The organism is Allobranchiibius sp. CTAmp26 (assembly GCF_017565405.1).
Lineage (GTDB): Bacteria > Actinomycetota > Actinomycetes > Actinomycetales > Dermatophilaceae > Allobranchiibius.
In genome coordinates this window covers 1-1,682 of the sequence record NZ_JAGEKR010000026.1, presented here as the reverse complement: position 1 = coordinate 1,682, position 1,682 = coordinate 1, and the positions used below count along the sequence as shown (strand labels likewise).

Below are 1,682 nucleotides of genomic sequence, written 5' to 3'. Positions count from 1 at the left end.
TCTGGAATTTCGGCTTCGTCGTCATCTGCTGTTTGGGGTGGGTGAGGGCGGGGGTCGAAGTAAGCGGTGATCGTGCCGCGACCCTGTTGAAAGCTCCCTGGGGGTTTCGACGGCTTTGGGAAAGACCGAATGGTTCCACAGTGAATGCCTCGAATGGGCGATGTCATCCCGGCATCGATCGAGCATCACGGAAGGGTTTACGCATGTCGACTGTTAAGAAGTCCCTCGCTTTGGCTGCTGCCGGAGCAGCTTGTGTGGCGATTCCCCTCTCGACCGCCTCGTCCGCGATGGCTGACTCGAGCGGCACCACCTACTTGTCGGCGCACCTGACGTCGCTGAACCAGAGCGGCGCGACCGCGACCGTGTCCGGCACGCTCAAGGGCGACCAGTTGTCGCTGAAGATCGTGGACTCCGGTCTGCTCGCGGGTGCCCCGCACGCGCAGCACATCCACGTCGGTGGGACGAACTCCTGCCCGTCGCCGACGGAGAAGGGCACCGGTGTCGATGGGCACCTGCGTGTCGCGGACGCACAGGACAGCTACGGCGCGATCGCGGCGTCGCTGACCACCACGGGCGACACGTCCCCGGCCAGTGGCCTGGCGGTCACCCGGTTCCCGGTCGGGACCGCGACCTACAACCGCACCTTCACCGTCAACAGCGCCACCGCGACTGCTCTGAAGGACGGTAAGGCCGTCATCGTGCAGCACGGGGTGGACTACAACAAGGACGGCAAGTACAGCGGCTCGTCCAAGTCCGAGTTGGACCCGAGCCTGCCGGAGGAGGCCACTGACCCGGCCGACTGTGGTGTGGTGCAGGCCAGCCAGATGAGCATGATGCCCGGTGGTGGCGTGAACACCGGCTTCGCCTCGACCAAGGACACGAACAACACCACCGCGATCGCGGGCGGTGCTGCTGCGGTGGCCTTCGGTGCTGCGGGCGTGTTGGTGATGCGTCGTCGTCAGCGCACCAACGTCTGACCTACCCGGTCTGACACGGAGCAGCTGAGGATCACATGAAGAACCGGACACGCGCACAGACCATCGCTATCGGTGTGCTGTGCGCGTGTCTGGTCCTCGGTGGTGTTATCGCCATCATCTGGGGCACTCACCGTCCCGCCCATACCGACGCCATCGCGTTGCCGGCCTCGCAATCGAGCGCGTCGAGCACCGGCTCGAGCACCCCGTCCGCACCCTCGACATCTTCCGCGGCGAACAGCCCCGCGGCGGTGCCACTCTCACCACCGAGCAAGATCAGCATCCCTTCCCTGAATGAGGGGTCGACGTTGCTGATGTTGGGCGCGACCGCCAACCGGCAGATCGTCGTACCGGATGACCAGCACGCTGACCAGGCCGGCTGGTTCACCGGATCCCCGACCCCTGGGGCGGTGGGTCCGGCGACGATCGTGGGGCACGTGACCAGTTCGCGTGGGGGAGCGGTGTTCTACCACCTGGCGCAGATCAAGAACGGCGCCGCGGTGACGGTGACGCTGAAGAACGGCAAGACCCTCACGTTCGACGTGTACCGCGTGACCAGCGTCTCCAAGGACGCGTTCCCGACCCAGGCCGTCTACGGCAACACCACCGACCCCGAACTGCGCCTGATCACCTGCGGGGGCAGTTTCGACTCCGCGACCGGCCACTTCCGCAACAACACCGTCGTCTACGCCCGACTCGCCGCCTGAG

General features: G+C 65.8%; 3 protein-coding genes. 2 read left to right on the top strand and 1 reads right to left on the bottom strand.

Features of this window, described 5'->3' with window-relative positions:
• Positions 1-203: 203 nt before the first annotated feature.
• On the top strand, positions 204-977 hold the full coding sequence (locus tag J4030_RS17150) for a hypothetical protein (protein ID WP_208050460.1): 774 nt from the start codon (positions 204-206) through the stop codon (positions 975-977).
• Between the two features lie 127 nt (positions 978-1,104).
• Here the strand turns inward: J4030_RS17150 and J4030_RS18165 are convergent, their stop codons facing one another.
• Positions 1,105-1,308 carry a hypothetical protein gene (locus J4030_RS18165; RefSeq protein ID WP_243763554.1) on the bottom strand — a complete coding sequence of 68 codons (204 nt, stop codon included), beginning with the start codon at positions 1,306-1,308 and terminating at the stop codon, positions 1,105-1,107.
• Here J4030_RS18165 and J4030_RS18160 point away from each other — a divergent pair.
• A complete protein-coding gene (locus J4030_RS18160) occupies positions 1,226-1,681 on the top strand; it encodes a class F sortase (protein WP_307864762.1) in 456 nt (151 codons plus the stop codon). The genes J4030_RS18165 and J4030_RS18160 overlap by 83 nt on opposite strands.
• Position 1,682 lies beyond the last annotated feature (1 nt).

Excerpts from the sequence above, each read along its gene's own strand:
- J4030_RS17150 (WP_208050460.1), top strand. The coding sequence starts at position 204 with ATGTCGACTGTTAAGAAGTCCCTCGCTTTGGCTGCTGCCGGAGCAGCT.